The sequence below is a fragment of the Burkholderia sp. AU32262 genome (assembly GCF_020419985.1).
Taxonomy (GTDB): Bacteria; Pseudomonadota; Gammaproteobacteria; order Burkholderiales; family Burkholderiaceae; genus Burkholderia; species Burkholderia semiarida.
On the sequence record NZ_JAIZRS010000006.1, the window covers coordinates 86081 to 108497 of the forward strand.

The 22417-nt window shown below is 70.1% G+C and carries 18 protein-coding genes; 8 read left to right on the plus strand and 10 right to left on the minus strand.

The genetic code is table 11. From position 1 onward, the window contains the following. Positions 1–39: 39 nt before the first annotated feature. The 4 genes from LGN10_RS09025 to LGN10_RS09040 all read right to left on the minus strand — a co-directional run bounded on the left by LGN10_RS09025 (position 40) and on the right by LGN10_RS09040 (position 5765). Positions 40–1320 carry a virulence factor family protein gene (locus LGN10_RS09025; RefSeq protein ID WP_226222931.1) on the minus strand — a complete coding sequence of 427 codons (1281 nt, stop codon included), beginning with the start codon at positions 1318–1320 and terminating at the stop codon, positions 40–42. Continuing rightward, positions 1317–3911 carry a bifunctional lysylphosphatidylglycerol flippase/synthetase MprF gene (gene mprF / locus LGN10_RS09030; RefSeq protein ID WP_124657811.1) on the minus strand — a complete coding sequence of 865 codons (2595 nt, stop codon included), beginning with the start codon at positions 3909–3911 and terminating at the stop codon, positions 1317–1319. The genes LGN10_RS09025 and mprF overlap by 4 nt, the downstream gene beginning before the upstream one ends. Positions 3912–4337: 426 nt before the next feature. Then, the gene (locus tag LGN10_RS09035) at positions 4338–4772 is read right to left on the minus strand and encodes a hypothetical protein (RefSeq protein WP_124657812.1); all 435 of its coding nucleotides are present in this window, start codon (positions 4770–4772) and stop codon (positions 4338–4340) included. Positions 4773–4850: 78 nt separating this feature from the next. Continuing rightward, entirely contained in the window at positions 4851–5765 is a 915-nt protein-coding gene (locus LGN10_RS09040) for a LysR family transcriptional regulator (RefSeq protein WP_226222933.1), read from the minus strand. A 109-nt stretch (positions 5766–5874) separates the two neighbouring features. Here LGN10_RS09040 and LGN10_RS09045 point away from each other — a divergent pair, with 109 nt between their 5' ends. Further along, positions 5875–6312, plus strand: a complete 438-nt coding sequence (locus LGN10_RS09045; protein WP_059585052.1) for a GlcG/HbpS family heme-binding protein — start codon at positions 5875–5877, stop codon at positions 6310–6312. A 4-nt stretch (positions 6313–6316) separates the two neighbouring features. After that, positions 6317–7093, plus strand: coding sequence for an SDR family oxidoreductase (locus tag LGN10_RS09050; RefSeq protein ID WP_226222935.1), 777 nt, complete (start codon positions 6317–6319; stop codon positions 7091–7093). Between the two features lie 48 nt (positions 7094–7141). Here the strand turns inward: LGN10_RS09050 and LGN10_RS09055 are convergent, their stop codons facing one another. From LGN10_RS09055 to LGN10_RS09070, 4 genes are read right to left on the minus strand one after another with little or no spacing between them, the layout of a single operon-like run. Continuing rightward, entirely contained in the window at positions 7142–11329 is a 4188-nt protein-coding gene (locus LGN10_RS09055) for a bifunctional nitrate reductase/sulfite reductase flavoprotein subunit alpha (RefSeq protein WP_226222936.1), read from the minus strand. A gap of 16 nt (positions 11330–11345) precedes the next feature. After that, positions 11346–11690: a nitrite reductase small subunit NirD gene (gene nirD / locus LGN10_RS09060; protein WP_059585049.1), complete on the minus strand. Its 345-nt coding sequence runs from the start codon at positions 11688–11690 to the stop codon at positions 11346–11348. A gap of 37 nt (positions 11691–11727) precedes the next feature. Further along, positions 11728–14301, minus strand: a complete 2574-nt coding sequence (nirB, locus tag LGN10_RS09065; RefSeq protein WP_226222938.1) for a nitrite reductase large subunit NirB — start codon at positions 14299–14301, stop codon at positions 11728–11730. 21 nt (positions 14302–14322) lie between these two features. Further along, the gene (locus LGN10_RS09070; RefSeq protein ID WP_059639542.1) at positions 14323–15651 is read right to left on the minus strand and encodes an MFS transporter; all 1329 of its coding nucleotides are present in this window, start codon (positions 15649–15651) and stop codon (positions 14323–14325) included. Positions 15652–16306: 655 nt separating this feature from the next. On the opposite strand from LGN10_RS09070, the gene cobA reads away from it, so the two are divergent. The 6 genes from cobA (at position 16307) to LGN10_RS09100 (ending at position 21416) form a co-directional block, all read left to right on the plus strand. Continuing rightward, entirely contained in the window at positions 16307–17074 is a 768-nt protein-coding gene (gene cobA, locus LGN10_RS09075; protein WP_059639543.1) for a uroporphyrinogen-III C-methyltransferase, read from the plus strand. Positions 17075–17194: 120 nt separating this feature from the next. Then, entirely contained in the window at positions 17195–17791 is a 597-nt protein-coding gene (locus LGN10_RS09080) for an ANTAR domain-containing response regulator (RefSeq protein ID WP_059639544.1), read from the plus strand. A 5-nt stretch (positions 17792–17796) separates the two neighbouring features. Then, a complete protein-coding gene (locus LGN10_RS09085) occupies positions 17797–18846 on the plus strand; it encodes a CmpA/NrtA family ABC transporter substrate-binding protein (RefSeq protein ID WP_226222940.1) in 1050 nt (349 codons plus the stop codon). A 133-nt stretch (positions 18847–18979) separates the two neighbouring features. After that, entirely contained in the window at positions 18980–19579 is a 600-nt protein-coding gene (locus tag LGN10_RS09090; RefSeq protein WP_059639546.1) for a uracil-DNA glycosylase family protein, read from the plus strand. An 80-nt stretch (positions 19580–19659) separates the two neighbouring features. Further along, on the plus strand, positions 19660–20601 hold the full coding sequence (locus tag LGN10_RS09095) for a helix-turn-helix transcriptional regulator (protein WP_226222942.1): 942 nt from the start codon (positions 19660–19662) through the stop codon (positions 20599–20601). 116 nt (positions 20602–20717) lie between these two features. Further along, complete coding sequence (locus LGN10_RS09100) at positions 20718–21416, plus strand: fumarylacetoacetate hydrolase family protein (RefSeq protein WP_099317518.1); 699 nt, start codon at positions 20718–20720, stop codon at positions 21414–21416. Positions 21417–21464: 48 nt separating this feature from the next. Here the strand turns inward: LGN10_RS09100 and LGN10_RS09105 are convergent, their stop codons facing one another. Further along, entirely contained in the window at positions 21465–22004 is a 540-nt protein-coding gene (locus LGN10_RS09105; RefSeq protein ID WP_124657821.1) for a DUF4303 domain-containing protein, read from the minus strand. 126 nt (positions 22005–22130) lie between these two features. Continuing rightward, on the minus strand, positions 22131–22370 hold the full coding sequence (locus LGN10_RS33795) for a hypothetical protein (protein ID WP_089465788.1): 240 nt from the start codon (positions 22368–22370) through the stop codon (positions 22131–22133). Between the last annotated feature and the right edge of the window lie 47 nt (positions 22371–22417).

A 22417-nucleotide genomic window follows, 5' to 3' on the forward strand; every position in this document is an offset into this window, starting at 1 on the left:
CCGGCCGGCGCCCGACGTCACGCGGGCGCCCGCCGGCGTTCAGCGCGCCGCCGTCGCCTTGCCGAACCCGCCGAGGATCTTCTTTTCGAGCGCGATGTAATCGCGGCCGAAGTGGTGATCGCCCTGCGTCTTGATCACGTCGGCGCCCGTGTTCGCGAGCGCCGGGCACATCGTGTCCGTCTCTTCCGCGCCATAGAAGCACTGCACGAGCGCCGGCGGCACCTTCGCGATCTCCGGCGCGACCTTCAGCGCGTTGTCGCTGGCGGGCATGCCGAGCCAGCCCGTCACGCGGATCTGGAAATCGGCGGACGGCGCGAAGCCGAGCAGCGACATCACCACGACCTTGTCGCGCAGGTCGGCCGGCAGCCGGTTGTACGCGAACGGCATCACGTCGGCGCCGAACGAGTAGCCGACCAGCGCCACGCGGCTCGCATGCCAGCGCGCCATGTAGGTGCGCATCACGCGGGCCAGATCGCGGCTCACCTGCGCGGGCGGCTTCTCGCTCCAGAAATAGCACAGGCTGTCGATGCCGACCACCGACACGCCGTCGCGCTGCAGCGCCTCGGCGATCGTCTTGTCGAGATCGCGCCAGCCGCCGTCGCCCGAGATCACGATCGCGAGCCGGTCGCTGCCGCCCTTGGCCGGCAGCTCGACGAGCGGCAGGTCCGACACGTCGAGCTCGTCGCTGCTGGTGGTGTCGTGCAGGTGCGACGTGACGAGCGACACGAGCTTCGCGGTGTCGCCCGCCGCCACCGTTTCGACGAAGCCCGGCATCGCGCGGCGCACGATCGTCGGATCGGGCGGACACGGCTTGAAGCGCGGATCGAGCTTCGCGGCCGGACCGACCGCGACGACACCGGCGATCGTGTTCTCCGGCGCCATCGACAGGATCTGCTTCGCGATCGCGCCGCCCTGGCCCACGCCCGCGACGATCGGCGTGAAATAGCGCGACGACTGCGCGAGACGTTCGAGCTGATGGCTGACCGCCTCGGCGTCGCCGTCGAGGTGGTGGCAGGCCTCCTGCTTCGCGGCGAGATTCGCCGCGTAACGCCCGGAATCGACGCCGACCGTCATCGCACCGGCTTTCGCGAGCGCGTCGGCCGCCTGCTGATCGGCGGCATGCCAGCCGGCCTCACGCGAGAACAGCACGACGAAACCACGCAGCGGCCCGCTTGGCTTCGTCACGGTCACGGGCCCATAGCGGCCGCCGGACACGGTTTCGGCTTTCACTGCGGCCGGCTGCGCCGCGCACGCGGCGCCGGCCAGCATCATTCCCGCGCAGGCGGCTGCCGCCCGCGCGATTCCCTTCGTCAACATCATGAACGCCGACCTCCAGCCAGCAATGACAGATCCGCGAGCGTGACGAACACGCCGACCGAACCCGAGGCCGCGAGATAACGCGGCTCCCAGTGCGGTTCGAACTTGCTCTTGAAAGCGCGCAAGCCGCGGAAGTTGTAGAAGCGGCCGCCGAAGCGCCAGACCATCAGGCCGAGCCGGTGGAACGGCGACGGCATCTTCGCCGCGCCCATCCCCGAGAACGGCGCGATACCCAGGCTCAGCTTGCGGAACCCCGCTTCCTTCAGATGCAGCGCGAGCTGCGTAAACAGATACTCCATCGCGTACGGCGAAGCGTCCGGCAGATGGCGCATCACGCCGACCGTCGCCTCGGTGTTGAGGTCGGTCGTCATGAACGTGACGAACGCGATCGGCTTGTCGGCCTGCCGCACCAGCATCACCGATTGCGTCGCGAGATAGCCGTCGTGGAACGCGGCCACCGAGAAACTCTTCTCGCGCGCATCGCGGCTGTCGAGCCAGCCGTCGGAGATGTCGCGCAGCGCGGGCAGCGCGGCCGGCACGTCGTCCGGCGCGATCACCTCGACCGTCAGCGCATCCTTGTCGCCCCGGCGCAGCGCGTAGCGCAGGTGCGAACGGTTCGATCCCTTCAGGTCGAACTGGTCGAGCGCGATATGCGCTTCCTCGCCCAGCTTCATCAGCGTGAGCCCCGCGTCGAGATACAGCGGCAGCGCGTTCGCGCGCACCTGGTAGAACGCCGCGCGGCCGCTGTGCGCATGCGCGAGCGCGATGAACTTGCTGATCAGCGCCGGCCACTCTTCGCGCGGCCCGACCGGGTCGTGCAGCGCGGCCCACGTGCGGCCGTTCTTCGCGTACATCAGGAACGCGCGGCGCGACTCCGAGAACAGGAACGACTTGTCGCCCATCAGCGCGAGGCCCGCGTCGCTGCATTCCTGCGCGCGGATGATCTGCTCCGCGTCGACCAGATCCTGCGCCGCGGGCTTCACGAAACGCCCGGGCGCCGGGCGCAGCAGTTGCCACAGCGCGAACAAGGCAACGAACACGCCGGCGGCGAGCGTCGCGCGCAGCGCCCGCGGCGCGCGCGCATCGAACGAGAAATGCGACCACAGCTCGCGCGTGTAAGGCACGTCGCGGAACGCGAAGAACAGCACCCACACGGCCAGCATCAGCACCAGCGCCACCGACACGAACCAGCTCACGGTGAAGCGCTCGGCGAGCAACGACGAATGACGGTTGAACCGGCGGCGGCTGACGAGCAGCAGCACGAGCAGCGTGCCGAGCACGCCGGCCTCGACGAACGCGAGGCCCTTGGCCAGCGACAGCGCGAGGCTCGCGAGCGTCAATGCGAAGGTCATCCACCACGCGCCGTCGAGCCGGCGCAGCAGCCCGCGCGCGACGAACAGCAGCGCGACGCCGAGCACGCTGCAGATCACCTGCGAGCCTTCGAGCACCCACAGCGGCACGATGTGACGCAGAATCGCGATCCGGTGCCAGAACGCGGGCGTCGCACTCGAGATCACCAGCATCCCGCCGACCGCGAACGTCACGAGGCTGAGGAACACCGGCGCGAGCTGCGACACGCGCGCGGCCTGCCGCGTGACGAGCCGGCGCCGCAGCGCACGGCCTTCGAAGCCGGCCAGCAGGCCGGCCGAGAGCACGAGCGGCACGCCGAAATAGATCGCGCGATACGCGATCAGCGCGGCGACCATTTCGTGCGCGGGCACTTCGCGGCCGAGCGTGAAGACCATCGCCGCTTCGAACACGCCGATCCCGCCCGGCGTATGGCCGATCATCCCGAGCAGCAACGCGGCGGCATAGACGGTAATGAAGGTCGGGAAGCCGACGGGCGCCGCCGGCAGCAACACCCACAGCGTCAGGCCCGCGGCGGCGACGTCGAGCACCGCGTAGACGACTTGCGCGACGAGATCGCGCCGCGCCGGCACGTCGAACGACAACCATTTGAAGCGCGTGGCGACCGGGCGCGCGGCGTTGCCGCACAGCCCGACCAGCGCGGCGAGCACGACGAGCAACGCGGCCCCCGTCCACGTGAGCACGCCGGGCGCGACGTGCAGCATCGCGGCGAGCGCCTCCGGCACGCAGACCATGCCGACCGCCGTCATCAGCACCATCGCGAGCGCGAGCGTGCCGCTCGTGAACACCGTCATCCGGCCGATCTGGGCGGGCGTGACGCCCGATACGCCGTACACGCGGGCGCGCACCGCGCCGCCCGTCAGCGCGCCGAAGCCGGTCGCGTTGCCGAGCGCGGAGCCGGCGATCGCGCCGATCCATAGCGCGACGCGCGGCACCCTGGCCGCGACGTAGCGCAGGCCGACCGCATCGCGGGCGACGAGCGCGAGATAGCTGAGGGCCGTCGCGGCGAGCGACGCGCTCCATTCGACGACGGACATGTGACGCAACTGGCGCATCACCGACCGGTAGTCGACGGATTCCGACAGGTGCTGGAAAACCACGATCAGCAGCAGGCCGATACCGAGCGCGAGCAGCGGCGACAGCACGCGCTCGTGGCGGATCAGCGCCCGGGCACGGGCGATCACCGCCGCGGCAGGGCCGGGCGAACCAGGGTGGCGGGAAGACATAACGTGTTCAGTGGTGGTGCATAGCGTGTCGCGGCGCGGGTGGGCCGGGCGGCGACGAAAATCTCGTTGTTCTGCGTGGGCGGCCGGCCAGGACGAGGGCGGGCGGCGCCGAAACCAGAACTTACGAGTATACGGAACTTATATTACAAAATCTTTCATGTTCGCTTTGTGCGAATTTGTGATGTCTTGCGCATCAAAACCGCATAGAAATATGGCGTTCCACGAACGCAGGTGCGCATCATACCGGGAACCGGGGCGGTTTTTTCATCGGATGAACGCGTTGTGATCCATTTGGGAGAAATCTGCCGCGCCAAGCGCGGACGGTGAGGACGAAAACGCGACGGCGCGGCGCGTTTCGAAATGGGAACGAGTCGATCCGGTGCGCCCGTGCGGCGCACCGTCGGTGCGGAAATACACCCCTGTACGCTACTTCGCCCGCTCATGCTCGCCCAACCCGATCGCCTTGTAATCGTAAGTCGGGTAGAACTCCGTCCGGTACGCGCCCCAGGCCGTGTCCTCGAGCACGCGATTGACCTCGCGCAGCCGCGACGCCGGCAGCCGCAGCACGACGATCTGACCGATTCCCATCGTCACGGTCCAGCTCACGACTTCGACGCCCGGCGGCGGAAACGCCTTGTAGAACCCCTGCTTCGCGAGTTGCGCATTCAACTCGGCGAGCGGGCGGGATTGGTCGTGTTTCAGGAACACCGTCAGCAGGATCGCATTGTCGGGCGTCGCGACAGCCGTGCCGGCCGGCACCGTCGACGTCTGGCCGATGGCCGGTGTGCCGGAAATCGCGACGGCCGCCACCGCCGCGGCAATCACGAGCGTTCGAATCGGAAAATGCGGAAATATGGTCATCGCGCGACTCCATGGCTTCGTGGTGGAGCCGCCATCATGCGCCGCCGGATCCATTGCTGCAGCGAACGGCCGCTGCGCTTACGCCGCGCCCGCGCCGTCACGCTCGCGCAGCACGTCGATGAACGCGCGCAGCTTGGCCGGCACGTGCTTGCGGTTCACGTAATACAGCCACATCGGCGGCAGCGTCCGGCACGCACCGGGCAGCACCTCGACGAGCGTGCCGTCGCGCAGGTCCTGCTCGATCCGCTCGCGCACGAACGCGAACGCGATGCCGACCCCGGCGCGCGCCGCGTCGATCACCGCATCGTCGTCGTTCGTCACGAACACGCCGTCCGGATCGAGATCGACGTCGCGTCGCCCGTCGCGCAGCAGCCATTTGTGCAGGCGTCCGCTTTCCGAAAACCGGAAACGGATGCACGCATGCCGCGCGAGCGCGGCGATCGACTCGGGCGTGCCGTGCCGGGCAAGATAGGCCGGCGACGCGACCAGCGCACACGTCAGCGCAGGCGCGATCCGCACGCCGATCATGCCCGGCTGCAGCCGGTCGGCCAGGCGGATTCCCGCATCGAAGCCGTCCTTCGCGATGTCGACGAGTTCGTTCTCGTAGCGAATTTCGAGCCGGACTTTCGGATAGCGCTCGCGGAACGTCGCGAGCACCGGCGCGATCACGAGCAAGCGCGCGAGCGGCAGCGCGGTCACGCGCAGCAGCCCGTTCGGCTCGCTGCGTGCATCCTTCAGTTCGTCGCGTGCCTGCATGACCTGCCGGTACGCGGGTTCGGTCTGCCGCCAGTAGCGCTGGCCGGCTTCCGTGAGACTCACGCCGCGCGTACTGCGGTTGAACAGCTTCACGTTCAACTCGCCCTCGAGCTGCCCGATCGCGAGGCTGACCGCGGCCGGCGTCAGGCCCAGCGCGGCGGCGGCGCGCGTGAAGTTGCCGGCCGTCGCGACGGTCATGAACACGTGCAGCCCGGCCATCGGATCGCGTCTGCTCATCGCCTGCCCGATCATTAAAAAAACTTGAAACTACTTCCAGTGGAATGCGGATTCTCCCATATACCGCGACTGCCTACACTGGCCCTGTCGTCCTATCGGAGCCCCTCGCATGAACCCGCTCACCGCCGCGCTGCCGCTCGCCGTCGCCCGCCGCACGATCGACGCGGCGCTCGCGCATGCCGCATCGCTACAGATGGCCGGCGTCGCGATCGCCATCGTCGATGCCGGCGCGAACCTGCTCGCGTTCGTGCGCACCGACGGCTGTTTTCTCGGCGCGATCGATCTCGCGCAGCGCAAGGCGCTGACGGCCGTGCGCTTTCGCGCGTCGACCGGCGCGCTCGGCGCGATGTCGGGCGACGGCCCGCTGCGCGGCATCGAGCACAGTCACGGCGGGCTCGTCACGTTCGGCGGCGGCGAACCGCTCGTCGACGGCGACGGGCGCTGCGTCGGCGCGATCGGCGTCTCGGGCGGCAGCGTCGACGAAGACACCGCGATCGCACAGCACTGCCGCGACCTTTTTCAGGCAACCCTTCACACCACAAGGTAAGCAGATGGCACAGAAACGCATCCTCATCACCGGCGCGGGGACCGGCTTCGGCCGCGAAGTCGCGCTGCGGCTCGCCGCGCGCGGCCATCACGTGACAGCGGGTGTGCGCACCGCGGCCGAGATCGACACGCTCGACGCCGCAGCAGCCCGGCGCGGCACCTCGCTGCAGGCGATCAAGCTCGATGTCACGTCCGCCTACGACCGCGCCCGCGCGGCCGATCTCGAAATCGACGTGCTCGTGAACAACGCGGGGGTGGGCGAAGCCGGCGCGCTAGTCGACCTGCCGGTCGAGATCGTTCGCGAGTTGTTCGACGTCAACGTGTTCGGGTCGCTCGAACTCACGCAGCAGATCGCACGCGGGATGCTCGCGCGCAAACACGGCAAGATCGTGTTCGTGTCGTCGATCGCCGGGCTGATCACGGGGCCGTTCACCGGCGCGTATTGCGCGTCGAAGCATGCGATCGAATCGGTGGCCGAGGCGATGCATGCAGAGCTCGCGCCGCACGGAATCCAGGTCGCGGTCGTGAACCCCGGCCCGTACCGCACCGGCTTCAACGACCGGATGATGGAAACGATACGGCGCTGGCACGATCCGGCCGCGCATACCGTGACGCCCGCGCGGCTGACGTTCCCGCTCGAACAGCACGACCCGGAGGAAATGATCGCGAAGATGGTCGACGTGATCGACGGCGACGGCGGCGCGTTCCGCAACCTGCTGCCGGCGGCGTCGGAAGCGTTCGTGCGCGCCGAGCAGGCGCGTGCGTGGGAGCGGCGGCAATAACCTGCCGCCGACGCGGCGGGCGGGCGTTGGCCGCTTCGCTCACGCGATTCAGTACACGTCGCGCATGTAGCGCCGCGCCTTCGAAAGCCGCGCGACGTAATCGTTCGCGGCTTCGTCCGACATGCCGCCATGCTCGGCGACGATCGCCTTCAGCGCCGTATCGACGTCCTTGGCCATCCGCGCGGCGTCGCCGCATACGTAGAAGTGCGCGCCCTCCTCCAGCCATGCGAACAGCTCGGCGCCCTGCTCGCGCATCCGGTCCTGCACGTAGACCTTGTCGGCCTGATCGCGCGAAAACGCGAGATCGAGCCGCGTCAGGAAGCCGCTTTCGTGCATCTCGCTCAGCTCGTCGCCGTAGTAGAAATCGGTCCGCGCATGCTGCTCGCCGAAGAACAGCCAGTTGCGCCCGCGCGCGCCGCGCGCCCGCCGCTCGTGCAGGAAGCCGCGGAACGGCGCGACGCCGGTGCCCGGGCCGACCATCACGATCGGCACGTCGCCGTTCACCGGCGGCCGGAAATGCGCGGACTTCTGCACGAACACGGGCACGCGGCCGTCGTCCGCGCGATCGGCGAGGAACGTCGACGCGACGCCTTTGCGCGCGCGGCGGCCGTTGTGATAGCGCACGGCCGACACGGTCAGGTGAATCTCGCCCGCGTGCGCGCTCGGGCTCGACGCGATCGAATAGAGGCGCGGCTGCATGCGCTTGAGCATGCCGACCAGCTCCGCGCCCGACAGTTCGACCGGGTATTCGTGCAGTACGTCCGCAAGCTGTTGCCCCCACAACCATTGCTTCAGGTCGCTCTTGCGGTCGTCACCGAGCAGCGACTTCAGCGCGCCGTTCGCGCTGCGCGACGCGATGAAGGCCAGCGTGTCCGGATGCGGGCGCGTGATGTCGAAGTGGCGCGCGAGCGCATCGCCGAGCCGGATGTCGCCGACGCCCGGCACCGACACCGGCGCATCGGCCTTCAGCGCGGTGACGGACAGCAGTTCGTCGACCAGTTCGGGGCAGTTGGTCGGCCATACGCCGAGCGCGTCGCCGGTTTCGTATTCGAGATTCGCGCCCTGGGTCGACAGCGACACGTAGCGCGTGTCCTTCGCGGCGCCCGGACGGTTCAGCCGCAGGTTCGCGACGAGCTTCGACGGCGCCGGATGCGCCTTCGTCGGCACCAGCCCCGACGGACTCATCCCGCCGGACGGCACCGCGTGCAGCGCGGCATCGGCCTCCTTGATGCGAGCGACGACGCGTTCGAGCCACTGATCGGCATCGTGCTGGAATTCGACGTCGCAATCGACCCGCGCGCACAGGCGCGCCGCGCCGAGTTCCGCGAGGCGCGCGTCGAGCCGGCGGCCGTGGCCGCAGAACTGGTCGTAGTTGCGGTCGCCGAACGCGAGCACCGCGAAATGCACGCCGTCGAGGCGAGCGGCGCCGCCGGCCTGCAACGCGTCCCAGAATTCGCTGCCGTTGTCGGGCGCATCGCCGTCGCCGAACGTGCTCGTCATCAGCAGCACGTATTGCGCACCGGCGAGCGACGCGACCGGATAGTCGGACATGCACGCCGTGCGGATCTCGAAGCCGGCGTTCATCAGCTTCGTCGCGTAATCCTCGGTCAGCGATTCGATGTTGCCGGTCTGCGACGCCCACAACAACGTGACCTTCGGGCGCGGGCGCACGATGCGCACGCCGCCGGCCGCGGCGGCGTCGGCCGGCAGCGCGGGCGCCGCCGCGCTCTGCGCGCCGGCAGGCAGCGCGCGGCTGAACAGGCCGGCGAGCATCCCGTCGAGCCAGAACCGCACGGGCGGCGTCAACGGCGCGCCGGCCGGCAGCACGGGCACGCCGCCGTCGCGACGGCCGACGCTCGCCTTCAGCCCGCCGACGAGGCCGGCCACGTACAGCCGCTCGGCGTCGGTCAGCGGCGGCGGCGCGAGATCGGCGACGCCGAGCGCGGCCGCGAAAGTGTCGATGTCTGCCATGTCGAATTCCTGTGAAGCCGTGATCGGCGAGATCGCAGGCGCGGGCGGTGCATCGTCCGCGCCTGCGTCGACGCGCGCCGTGTCGTCGTCGGCCGACGCGAACGCGTCCGTGTCGACGCGCGTGAGCGCGACCGCGCAGTATTTCAGTTCGGGTTGCTGCGATTCCGGGTCGATCGCGTCGTTCGTCACCGCGTTGATGCACAGGTCGTCGCCGTACACGTCGTTCCAGTGCATCGGCGCGAAGCAGTTGCCGCGCCGCACGCGCTCGGTCACGACGGCCGGCAACACCGCGCGGCCGCGCGCCGAACGGATCTCGACGCTGTCCTTCGCGGCGATGCCGAGCGCGCGCGCATCGTCCGGGTGCAGTTCGACGAATGGACGCGGGTTGAGCTTGTTCAGCATCGCGACCTTGCCCGTCTTCGTCATCGTGTGCCACTGATGCTGCAATCGCCCGGTGTTCAGCACGATCGGGAACGTGCCGTCGGGCAGTTCGGCCGGATCGACGTGCGGTCGCGCGAAAAAGCGCGCCTTGCCCGACGGCATCGGGAACGCGAGACGCGGCGCGGCGCGGCCGTCGGCCGCCGCGCGCGGCGTCTGGCTCACGCCGTCGTTCAGGTAACGGATCGGGTGGCGCTCGCGCGCGGTGCCCGGCGCGACCGGCCATTGCACGGGCCCGTCGCGCAGCGCCGCGTGGCTCGCGCCGCGCAGGTCGTAGCCGGTCGCCGGATTCGAGAAACGCACGATCTCGTCGAACACGTCGGCCGCCGACGCATAGTCGAACGCGTCGCCAAAGCCCATCGCGCGCGCGACTTCCGCGACGATGCGCCAGTCCGGCAGCGCATCGCCGGGCGGCGCGACCGCCGCGCGCATCAGCGTCATGTTGCGCTCGGAGTTGATCATCACGCCGTCACCCTCGGCCCACAGCGCGCCGGGCAGCAGGATGTCCGCATAGCGGTTGGTCTCGGTATCGAGGAACGCGTCCTGCGCGATCACGAGCTCCGCCGCCTGCAGCCCGGCGATCACGTTGCGCCGGTTCGGCACGGTCGCGACCGGGTTCGTGCAGACGATCCAGCATGCCTTGATGTCGCCGCCCGCCATCCGCTCGAACAGGTCGACCGTACCGTTGCCGGTGTCCTTGCGCAGCGTGCCGGCCGGCACGCGCCACAGATTCTCGACGAAGCGGCGGTCGTCGTCGGACGCCACCGAGCGCTGGCCCGGCAGCCCCGGGCCCATGTAGCCCATCTCGCGCCCGCCCATCGCGTTCGGCTGGCCGGTCAGCGAGAACGGCCCGCTGCCCGGGCGGCAGATCTTGCCGGTCGCGAGGTGCAGGTTGCAGATCGCGTTGGTGTTCCACACGCCGTGCGTGCTCTGGTTGAGCCCCATCGTCCAGCAGCTCATCCATTCCTGCGCGTCGCCGATCCATTGCGCGGCCGTGCGGATGTTGGCCTCGGCAAGCCCCGTGATCGCGGCGACGCGCTCGGGCGTGTAGTCGGCGAGGAACGCGGGCATCGCGTCCCAGCCTTCGGTGTATGCGTCGATGAACGCGGCGTCGGTGCGCCCGTTCGCATGCAGCAGGTGCAGGAGCCCGTTGATCAGCGCGAGATCGGTGCCGGGCCGGATCTGCAGGAACAGGTCGGCCTTGTCGGCCGTGCCGGTGCGGCGCGGATCGACGACGACGAGCTTCGCGCCGGCCTTCACGCGATCCATCATCCGCAGGAACAGGATCGGGTGACAGTCGGCCATGTTCGCGCCGATCACGAAGAACAGGTTCGCGCGATCGAAATCGTCGTACGACCCGGGCGGGCCGTCCGCACCGAGCGACTGCTTGTAGCCGGTGCTCGCGCTCGCCATGCACAGGCGCGAGTTCGACTCGATGTTGTTGGTGCCGACGAAGCCCTTCGCGAGCTTGTTGACGAGATACTGCGCCTCGATCGACATCTGCCCCGACACGTAGAACGACAGCGCATCGGGCCCATGCGCGTCGAGCACCGCGCGCAACCGCCGCGCGGTCTCGGCGATCGCATCGCGCGCCGGCAGCGGCACGAGGTCGTCCTCGCGCGCGCGGCGCACGAACGCACGGTCAAGCCGGCCCGAGCGGCGCAGCGCGACGTGCGCCGACGAACCCTTCGTGCACAGCCGCCCGAAGTTGGTCGGATGGTCGGCGTCGCCGGATACCTTGACGACTTCGCCGTCCTCGACGTGCAGCACCATCCCGCAGCCGACGCCGCAGTACGGGCACACGCTCTTGACGGGGGTGGCGGTCATGCGTGCTCCGGCGGGCTCAGGCCGCGACCCACACGAAACCGTCCTCGACCCGCGACGGATACGCGCTCACCGACTGCTCGGGCGCTTCCAGGCATTCGCCGGTACGCAGGTCGAAGTGCTGCTTGTACAGCGGCGACGCGACCACGACGCGTTCGCCGAGGCTGCCGATCAGCCCGCGCGACATCACGGCGGCCTGCGACACGGGATCGACGTTGTCGATCGCGAACACGCCGCCGTCGGGATGCGCGACGTGAAACACCGCGACCTGCTCGCCGTTGACGAGCGCGCACACGCCGGTGTTCGGCACGATGTCGTCGAGCGGACACACGCGGGTCCAGGACAGCGGAAGACGGTCGTTCATGATGGGCTCCTTGCTCGGTTACGGATGTCGGTCGGGGTCAGACGGTCGCCGGCTCGGCGACGACCGGAATCGCCACGGGCTTGCCGCCCGCGCGCTCGGCGGGCGTCGCGGGCCGGATCTGGCCGCGCGTCTCGACGAATTCGATGGTCGTGTCCGGCGCGTCGCTGTTCACGAAGTGGCGGAAGCGCTTGCGCGTGTCCGGATCGGTGACGGCCCGCTTCCATTCGCACTCGTAGGTGTCGACCACGTGCTGCATGTCGGCCTCGAGCTCGGCCGCGATCGCGAGCTTGTCGTGCACGACGACGTCGATCAGGTAGTCGAGGCCGCCTTCGAGGTTGTCGCGCCACACGCTGGTGCGCTGCAGACGGTCGGCCGTGCGCACGTAGAACATCAGGAAGCGGTCGATGTAGCGGATCAGCGTCGCGCGATCGAGGTCGGACGCGAGCAGTTCCGCGTGGCGCGGCTTCATCCCGCCGTTGCCGCACACGTACAGGTTCCAGCCCTTCTCGGTCGCGATGATGCCGACGTCCTTGCCCTGCGCTTCCGCGCACTCGCGCGTGCAGCCGGACACGCCGAACTTGATCTTGTGCGGCGCGCGCAGCCCCTTGTAGCGATTCTCCAGGTCGATCGCGAGGCCGACCGAATCGTCGACGCCGTAGCGGCACCACGTCGACCCGACGCACGACTTCACGGTGCGCAGCGCCTTGCCGTACGCGTGCCCCGATTCGAAGCCGGCCGCGATCAGTTCCTCCCAGATCGACGGCAACTGCTCGACGCGCGCACCGAACAGGTCGACGCGCTGGCCGCCCGTGATCTTCGTGTACAGGCCGTATTTTTTCGCGACCTGGCCGACCGCGATCAGCCCTTCCGGCGTGACCTCGCCGCCCGGCATGCGCGGCACGACCGAGTACGTACCGTCGCGCTGGATGTTCGCGAGGTAGTAGTCGTTCGAATCCTGCAGGCCCGCGTGCTCCTTCTTCAGCACGAACTCGTTGAAGCACGACGCGAGGATGCCCGCGACGGCCGGCTTGCACACGTCGCAGCCGAGCCCGCGGCCGTGCCTGGCGAGCAGTGCGTCGAACGTCGTGATGCGCTCGACGCGGATCAGGTGGAACAGCTCCTGCCGCGAATACGGGAAGTGCTCGCACAGATGGTTGTTGACCGCGAGGCCCTGCTTCTTCATCTCGGCCTTCATGATCTGCGTGACGAGCGGCACGCAGCCGCCGCACGACGTGCCGGCGCCCGTGCAGGTCTTCAGCGCGCCGAGGCTCGTCGCGCCGTCGGCCACGGCCGCGCAGATCTGCGACTTCGACACGTTGTTGCACGAGCAGATCTGCGCGCCTTCCGGCAGCGCGTCGACGCCGAGTGCCGGCTTCGCCGCGCCGTCCGACGACGGCAGGATCAGGAATTCCGGCGACTCGGGCAGCTCGATGCGGTTCAGCATCATCTGCAGCAGCGTGCCGTACTCGGCCGCGTCGCCGACCATCACCGCGCCGTGCAGGAACTTGCCGCAGTCGGACACCACGAGCTTCTTGTAGACCTGGCGGCGCTCGTCCGCGTACTGGTAGGTGCGGCTGCCGGCCGTCGTGCCGTGCGCGTCGCCGATGCTCGCGACGTCGACGCCCATCAGCTTCAGCTTCGTGCTCATGTCGGCGCCGGCGAACGCCGCGTCCGCCGCTTCGGCGGCGTCGCCCGCGAGCTGTTTCGCGACCACGCGCGCCATGTCGTAGCCGGGCGCGACGAGGCCGTACACCGTGCCGTTCCACGCCGCGCATTCGCCGATCGCGTAGATGTCGGCGTCGCTCGTGCGGCACGCGTCGTCGATCGCGACGCCGCCGCGCGGGCCGATCTCGAGCCCGCACGCGCGGGCCAGTTCGTCGCGCGGCCGGATGCCGGCCGAGAACACGATCATGTCGGTGTCGAGATGCGAGCCGTCGGCGAACACCATCCGGTGCGCGCCTTCGTCGCCGTCGACGATCTCGAGCGTGTTCTTGCCGGTATGCACGGTCACGCCGAGCGCCTCGATCTTCGCACGCAGCATCCGGCCGCCGCCGTCGTCGACCTGCACGGCCATCAGCCGCGGCGCGAATTCGACGACGTGCGTGTCGAGCCCCATGTCGCGCAGCGCCTTCGCGCATTCGAGGCCGAGCAGCCCGCCGCCGATCACGACGCCGCGCCGGGCCTGCGCGCCGCACGCCTGCATCGCTTCGAGATCCTCGATCGTCCGGTACACGAAGCAGCCCGTGCGATCGCGGCCCGGCACTGGCGGCACGAACGGACGCGAGCCGGTGGCGAGCACCAGCTTGTCGTACGCGAGCGTTTCGCCCGACGCGAGCGTGACGGTATGCGCGGCGCGGTCGATCGACGCGACTGGCGCGTTCAGGCGCAGGTCGAACCGCGGATGGCGCTCGAAGAAGCCGGGTTCGACGAGCGACAGGTCGTCCGCCGACTTGCCCGCGAAGAATTCGGACAGGTGCACGCGATCGTAGGCCGGACGCGGCTCCTCGCCGAGCACGGTGACGTGCGGCGCGCCCGCCGTGCCGGCTTGCGCCGCGACGCATTCGAGGAGCTTGTGGCCGACCATGCCGTGGCCGATGACGATGAGTTTCATGATGACGGTTCCTTCGGTCGATCAGTTCGCGGCGTTGGCGGCGGCGGCTAGCGCGCGATCGCGCAGCTCGGCTTCGCGCGCCTTGTGTTCTTCGCTGAAGCGCACGGCCATCGCGCAGAGCGCGGTCGCGGTGACGGCGAGGCCGAGCAGGCTCAGCGTGTGCTGCACGTCGCCGACGCCCTTCAGCAGGAAAGCCGCGGCCACCGCGCCGACGTTGCCGCCCGCGCCGACGATCCCCGCGACGCCGCCGAGCGCCTTGCGGTCGATGAACGGCACCAGCGCGTAGGTCGCGCCGCAGGCCATGTGCGTGAAGAGGCCGAAGGTCAGCATCGCGACGAGTGCGATGCCGACGCTTTGCGCATGCGAGAACCAGATCAGCCCGAGCCCTTCGCCGACGATCAGCGCGCACAGCAGCGCCGCCCGCACGTCGAGGCTGCGGCGCGCCGCGATCTTGTCGGACAGCCAGCCGCCGAGCGCGCGGGCGAACAGCGCGAGCAGCCCGAACATGCCGGCCGCGAGGCCCGCGTCCTTCAGCGACAGGCTGAAGTGATCGACGTAGTACAGCGCGGCGATGTTGTGGATGAACACCTCGACGCCGAAGCACGCGCCGTACGTGACGAACAGCATCCACACGCGATAGTTGCCGCACGCGGCGAAGAAGCTCGCCCAGCCGCCCTTCTTGCCGCTGTCGACCGTCACGCCTTCCTTGCGCAGCGCGACGAAATCGCCTTGCGGGCAGTCCTGCGTGAAGCGCCAGTACGCCCAGGCCATCACGAGCATCGCCACGCCCGGCACGATCAGCGCGACGCGCCACGACGAATCCTCGCCGAAGCCGAGCATCAGGCCGGCGGCGACCAGCAGCGGCATCAGCGCCTGCGTCGCGCCCGCGCCGGCATTGCCCCAGCCGGCCGTCGTCGCGTTCGCTGTGCCGACCACGTTCGGCGCGAACATCACCGACGTGTGGTACTGCGTGATCACGAAGCCCGCGCCGATCGCACCGATGCCGAGCCGGCAGATCAGGAACCACAGGTAATCGTGCGTGAACGACACGGCGAACACGGGAATCGCACCGAGCAGCAGCAGCCCGGCATACACGCGGCGCGGGCCGAAGCGGTCGCACAGCGGGCCGACCAGCAGCCGCACGGCGATCGTCGCGGCCACCGCGGCGATGTTGATGTTGGCGACTTGCGCCGCCGTCAGATGAAATTCGCGTGCGATCAGCGGCATCAGCGGCGCGCACGCGAACCACGCGAAGAAGCATACGAAGAACGCCATCCACGTCAGGTGGAACGCGCGCATCGGCGCGGTGCGGAGGCTGAAGAGATCGATACGGGTAGCTTTGTCGGTCATGTCATCCGCCAAACGAAAAACGGCGTCCTGCGCACCGGTCTCGTCGAGACCCGATGCGTAGGACGCCGTTGCCCATGAAGCCCGTTGCCGGGCGCGTCGGTATTCGGTGCTGCAAGCGAATCGCCGTTGATCCGCCCGAACCAGCTTACGCAAGCGACGTGCCATGTCGGCGTCAATCGCGCCGCGAGCCCCGCCGCACAAGGCGCACCGGGCATCGGGCGCGTCACCGCGGCGCGCGGCGCGCTCTCCGTCGCGATGCACCGAGGCACAGATGTGGTGCGCTGCAGCACTGTCGCCGTGCGGGACGCGGTGCGCGCTGACGGGGCACGATGCACGCCGATGCGGCATGGCGGCTGCTCGCGCGCAGCGGGCACATGCATGCTCGCGGCCATCGCACGGTGCGCCGCGTCGCGCAAAGGCCGCATCGTCGCGCCGGCTGGCCCGGATATTGCTGAACCTTCGTCACACCGGCAACGGCGCCGGTGGGCAGTCCCCGCAAACCCGGCCCGCCGTTCACGGCGGGCCCGTCAGGACAACGGCGTCCCCTCCGTGCACGGCACGGCCGGATGCCGGTGCGTTTCGACCGCCCGCCGCCGCCGAGCAACAACGCGACATCAGACCGCCGCAGCGATGCGATGCGGCACAGGAACACGACATGACGACAGGCAAAGTCACGCTGCTGGGCGCCGGGCCCGGCGATCCCGATCTCCTCACGCTGAAGGCGGTCAAGGCGCTGGCCGCCGCCGACGTGCTGCTGCTCGACGATCTCGTCGCGCCCGGCATCGTCGAACTCGCGCCGCACGCGCGCGTGATCCGCGTGGGCAAGCGCGGCGGCTGCCGCTCCACGCCGCAGGCGTTCATCGAGAAACTGATGCGCCGCTACGCGCTGCGCGGCGCGCACGTGGTGCGCGTGAAAGGCGGCGACGCGCTGTTGTTCGGGCGCGCCGGCGAAGAGCTCGCGACACTGCGCGCGGCCGCGATTCCGGTCGAGATCGTCAACGGCATCTCGTCGGGCTTCGCCGCCGCCGCGAGCCTCGGCATCTCGCTCACGCACCGCGAGCACTGCCAGGGCGTCACGTTCGTCACCGCGCACCGCCAGGACCACGGCGAACCCGACTGGGCACGGCTCGCGGCGACCGGCACCACGCTCGCGATCTACATGGGGATGAGCCGCGTCGACCGGATCGCGGCAGGCCTGCTCGCCGCGCTCCCCGCGTCGACGCCGGCGGCGGCCGTGCAATGGGCCGGCACGCCCGACGAACGCCGCTGGACCGGCACGCTCGGCACGCTCGCGCGCGGCGTCGAAGCCGCGCGGCTCGGCAGCCCGGCCGTGATCCTCGTCGGCGGCGCGATCGGCGAAGCGGCCGCGCAGGGCGCGGACGCCGAAGCGACGACCGACGCGGCGCTGGCACGGGCCGCCTGACATGCGCGGCCCCGCGCGGCTTCGGCCGCTCCCCGTTCCGTTCACCACCGGCCGCGCGCGCGGCCGGCATGCATCGTTCGCCCCTCGCGCCGACGCGTCACTGCTCCTGTTGCCCGCCTCATGAGTTCGTCCGCCCCGCCCGCCCGCCTGCGCGTGCTGCTCGTCACCGATACCGACAAGCCGATCGGCGAACTCGGCGACGCGCTCGCGCGCCTCGGCTACGAGATGCTGAACGACGTCGCGACGCCCGCGCGCCTGCCGGCGGCCGTCGAGGAGCAACGTCCCGACGTCGTGATCATCGATACCGATTCGCCGTCGCGCGATACGCTCGAGCAACTCGCGGTCATGCATGCGACCGCCCCGCGCCCCGTGCTGATGTTCAGTCACGACGCCGACCAGGAACTGATCCGCGCGGCGGTCGGCGCGGGCGTCAGCGCGTATCTCGTCGAAGGGTTGTCGGCCGAGCGTCTCGCGCCGATTCTGGAAGTCGCGCTCGCGCGCTTCTCGCACGACGATGCGCTGCGCCGCCGGCTGGCCGACGTCGAGCGCGAACTCGAGGAGCGCAAGCTGATCGACCGCGCGAAACGCGTGCTGATGGACCAGCGCAAGCTGTCCGAACACGATGCGTATGCGGCGCTGCGCAAGCGCGCGATGGATCAGGGCCTGCGCATCGTCGACGTCGCGCGACAACTGCTCGACGCGTCACCCCAGTCATGAGTGCCATGAATACCTCACCTCCCGCCGCGCCGGAACGCGCGCATCTTCGCCTCGGGTTCGTCGCGCTCAGCGACGCGGCCCCGCTGATCGTCGCGCAGCGCCTGAACCTCGGCGCGCGCCATGGCCTCACGCTCGAATTGAGTCGCCAGCCGTCGTGGGCGGCCGTGCGCGACAAGCTGCTCAGCGGCGAGCTCGACGCCGCGCATGCGCTGTACGGGCTCGTCTGCGGGCTGCAGCTCGGCATCGGCGGCCCGCAGGCCGACATGGCCGCGCTGATGGTGCTGAACCGCAACGGCCAGGCGATCACGCTGTCGCGCGGCCTCGCCGACGCTTACCGCGAAACCGCCAGCGTGCGCATCGCGTTCGCGACGCTCGGCCGCAAGCCGCTGCTCGCCCAGACTTTCCCGACCGGCACGCATGCGATGTGGCTGAACGCGTGGCTCGCGTCGCACGGCATCGATCCGCTGCGCGACGTGCGCAGCGTCGTGATTCCCCCGCCCGAGATGGTCGCGGCGCTCGCGGGCGGCGAGCTCGACGGCTTCTGCGCGGGCGAGCCGTGGCACGCGGTGGCCGAAGCATGCGGCGCGGGCCGCACCGTCGCCGTCACGAGCGAGATCTGGCCCGATCATCCGGAGAAGGTGCTCGCGACCCGGCGCGACTTCGTCGCGCTGTATCCGGCCACCGCGCGCGCACTGGTCCGCACGCTCGTCGATGCATGCGCGTGGCTCGACAGCGCCGCGCACCGCCGCGAGGCGGCCGACTGGCTCGCGTCGCCCGACGCGCTCGGCGTGCCGGCCCGGCTGATCGCGCCGCGCCTGCTCGGCGACTACGGCGCGGGGCCGTTCGCCACGCCGCCGCTGCCGATCCGCTTCCACGACGGCGGCACGGTGAACCGGCCCGATCCGCGCGAAGGCGTGTGGTTCTTGTCGCAATACCGGCGCTGGGGCATGCTCGACGGTTCGCACGACGACGCGCGTATCGCCGCGGCGATCGCGCAGACCGCGTTGTATGATGCTGCGGTCGCCGAAGGCGCGGCAGGCCCGTCGCGGGCGTGAGGTCCGAAGCCGGACGCACGAGGCGGGCCGCGCGCCCGCCCGGGCCGTTCCACGCCGGGCCGACCGTCCGGCCGCTGCCTGCCCGTGCCGCGCGGCCGACACCGCGTTACTACTCCGTCCCCGCTCCGAATCGATGCCGAAACCCACGCGCACGCCGCTCGACGTGCTGCTCACCGAAATCCGCGCGTGCCGTGCATGCGAGGCCGACCTGCCGCTCGGCCCGCGCCCGGTCGTGCGCGCCCATCGCGACGCACGCATCCTGATCGTCGGGCAGGCGCCGGGCGCGCGCGTCCATGCGAGCGGCATCCCGTGGGACGACGCGAGCGGCAAGCGGCTGCGCGACTGGCTCGGCGTCGACACCGACACCTTCTACGACGAGACACGCTTCGCGATCGTGCCGATGGGCTTCTGCTACCCGGGCCGCGGCGCGAGCGGCGACAACCCGCCGCGCCCCGAATGCGCGCGACTGTGGATCGACCGGCTGCTGGCCGAACTGCCGTCGATCCGGCTCACGCTGCTGATCGGCCAGTACGCGCAGCGGCATTTCCTGCGCGACACGCGCAAGGCGACGCTGACCGACACCGTGCAGGCCTGGCGCGACTACGGCCCCGCTCTCCTGCCGCTGCCGCATCCGTCGCCGCGCAACCAGGCATGGTTCAAGCACCATCCGTGGTTCGACGCCGAGGTCGTGCCCGAACTGCGGCGCCGGGTCGCGCCGCTCGCTGCGGGCTGACCGCGCGAGCGCCCGTGCCCGTCGCGCCCGGTTCGCTGTACCATCGCGGCTCAACCGCGTCACGAACAGCAGAATCCTTCATGCCCTCCACCGCCCCGCCGCGCCTGTACGGGATGCCCGAACGCAGCGACCGGCTCGATTTCTACATCCGCGACCAGGCGTCGCGCCAGGCGATCACCGAGCCGCACCGGCACGCGTATTTCCAGATCCAGTTCAACCTCGGCGGCGACACCGAGCAGCGCATCGGCGGCGTCACGCGGCCGTTTCCGCGCGGCGCGCTCGCGTTCGTGCTGCCGCACCGCGAGCACCTGATTCCGCATCCGGAAGGCGCGCACTTCATCGTGATCAATTTCAGCCAGGCGTTCCTGCGCGCCGATCTCGACGTCGATCCGCTCGATCTCGAGGACGTGCCCGCGCACCGCTTCCCCGAGCTGACGCCGTTCCGCTTCCAGGAGCACCTCGATTTCATCCTGACCGGCGACACGTACGACGAAGCGCGCCGCCTCGCGCTGTGCATGCTCGATGCCGATCGCGTGCGCACGTTCGGCTCGACCACGTTGCTGCGCGGCTACCTGCTGCAACTGATCGGGCTCGTCTGCACGCAGTACGCGGGCGCGCTCGACAAGCTCGCGCAGCGCGGCGCCCAGCGCGCCGGCCGGCGCGACGCGCTGGCTCGCGTGCTGCGCCACGTGCGGGCGAACCTGACCCGCGAGGACCTCACGCTCGCGGCGACCGCCGAAGCCGCGTTTCTCTCCCCGAACTACCTCGCGCACCTGGTCCGCAAGGAAACCGGCAGCACCTTCACCGATCTCGTGACCGAGCGCCGGATCGCGCTCGCGCAATCGCTGCTGGCCCACACCAGCCGGCGCATCGCGGACATCGCGCGCTCGGTCGGCTTCCGCGACGAAGGGTATTTCGCGCGGCGTTTCCGCGCGCGGGTCGGCGTGTCGCCGAAGGCGTACCGCGACGCGAACGCCGCGCCGCCCGGCGGCGACGACACGCCGTCGGCCGCCGACGCGTAGTTTTGTCCCGGTAAAACGCAGTTGCGTCGCATCCGCACGCACGCGCGTCGGGTATCGTTGCACGCATGCCGGCCGGTGTGCCGGCCCTCCGTCTTCCTACCGAACGAGGCCTTCCGATGTCCGCCTATGTCATCGACGCCGCCGAGCGTCCTTCCGTCGAAGTCGAACAGTCGTCCGCGCGCTTTCCGGTGCGCCGCGTATTCTGCGTCGGCCGCAACTATGCCGACCATGCCCGCGAAATGGGCGCCGACCCCGACCGCGAACCGCCGTTCTTCTTCACGAAGCCGGCCGACGCGATCGTCCCGGCCAGCGGCACGGTCGCCTATCCGCCGCTGACGAACGATCTCCATCACGAAATCGAGCTGGTCGTCGCGATCGGCAAGGACGGCCGATCGATCGACCCGGCCGACGCGCTGTCGCACGTGTGGGGCTACGGCGTCGGCGTCGACCTCACGCGCCGCGACCTGCAGGCCGACGCGAAGAAGCTGAGCCGGCCGTGGGACTGGGCGAAGGGTTTCGACGCGTCGGGCCCCGTGACCGCGCTGCGCGCGGCGGCGGCTACCGGCCACCCGGCGACCGGCCGCATCTGGCTCGCGGTCAACGGCGACACGCGCCAGCAAGGTGACCTCGCCGACATGATCTGGCCCGTGCCCGACGTCATCGCGTACGTGTCGCGCTCGGTCGAGCTGAAGGCCGGCGACCTGATCTTCACCGGCACGCCGGCCGGCGTCGGCGCGCTGCAGCCGGGCGATCGCGTGACGGGCGGCGTCGACGGCGTCGCGACGTTCGAATTCGTGGTCGGCGCGAAGCCGTAATGCCGTCTGCGGGCCGGCCGGGGCCGCCCCGCGAGATCCCGATGCCGGTCAGTCGTAGCGGCGCAGGAAGGCGTCGGCGACGGCCGGCGGATTCAGCGCTTTCGCCGACGCGTTTTCCAGCGCCTCGGCCGCGTCGTCGTCGCTGATCGACACGAACAGCGTGATGGCCGCCCTGGCGTCGCCCGTGCCGAACACGCCGTCGCGATCGAGCAGCCGCAATGCCGCAATCATGTCGGCGTGCAGTTGCCGGGAAAATTCCGTGAAGCGCGACTGGACGAACTGCGGGCTCAGCACTTCGTCGGCCAGCCTGCCGCAGATCGCGTTGAACGGCGACGCCTCGGCCGCCGCGTACGCCCACTCGGACACGCCCCACACGAACCGCGGATCGTCGTCCGCGACCGCCTGTTGCGCGCAAATCCGGCGCAGCCCTTCGACCGAATTGGCGGCCGGCACCACCGTCATCGCGCCGCTGTCGGTGTACAACGCAAACGCATAGAAATGCTCGTCCGGGTGCAACGCGCGGAGCGCCCTGAAGGTCGCCCTCGCGGCATCGGCAATGTCCCGCTGGAAATCAGAAAAGTCGCTCATCGCATCCTCGTCCAGTCGCCCTTCTCGCTCGCCGGGACACGCGGCGCGCCGATCATGCGTCATCTCCCGGCATGCGGCGGATTGTCCGCCATTCGGCCGCGCGCCGGTACCGGGGCGCACCCGCGCTCACCGCGCGGCGTCGCGTCCGTCGAATGCCCGCACGCACACGGCGGCCGCCAGCGCGATCGCCGCCGACAGCAGCATCATCGCGAGCGGCAGGTAGCCCGCGTTGGCGGGGGTCAGCAGCGCGCCCGTCAGCGACGGCAGGAACAGGCTCAGCGGCAGGACCGACAGCGCGCACAGCATGATCAGCGTGGCGTGCCGCGGCGACGCCGCGGCGGAAGCGGTCGACGGGTTCGATGGCAAGCGGATGCCCTCCCGCACACGGGCCGCACGGCCGTGCGCAACGCAAA